This is a genomic window from Rhizobium sp. 01T444, assembly GCF_056398305.1.
In genome coordinates, this window is record NZ_JBFTPD010000415.1 from 1 (window position 1) to 520 (window position 520).

1 protein-coding gene is annotated in these 520 nt (G+C 66.2%); it reads left to right on the forward strand.

Annotated features, from left to right (window positions below):
* Positions 1–419: hypothetical protein (locus tag AC1DTN_RS39230; protein WP_477925656.1), on the forward strand; the 419-nt coding region annotated here is incomplete at its 5' end.
* Between the last annotated feature and the right edge of the window lie 101 nt (positions 420–520).

The following is a 520-nucleotide window of genomic DNA, read 5'->3' on the forward strand; positions in this document are numbered from 1 at the left end:
TCACCAGCTTGCAGCAGTACCTGGCCGGCGGCGGAGAACAAACGTTCGACCGCTATTCCAATGGTTGCAGGGCCGCACTCCGCGCAGCTTGCCTCCGAGCCTTTCCCGACGGCAAGCTCTACTCGCTCTACGACACCCGCTCGACGGCGGCCGCAAACATGAAGGCCACCGTCGGACCAGAGATCGCTGCGATGGTCATGGGCCACTACATGAAGCGCAAGCGGACGATCGCCTCCAACTACGCCGGCTCCGATCGGGCGTTTCGTCGAGCCGGCCGGTTCGCGCCCGGCCTGGCAGACACCCAGAACCAGCGCGACCAAGCCGCCGACCGGGCGTCGGAGCAGTCGCCATCGGAAGGCGGCGTCAGCCCGAACGCGGCGCCCTCGCCCATCGATCCCGACGCGCTGGCGCCCGAATGAGCCTTGGCCTTTCGCACATGGATTCGCGACGCACCATGGAGTCAAATAGATCAGCCGAACGCGAGCGATCTGCGGATAGCCTCAATCTCTGGCCGGCAGCG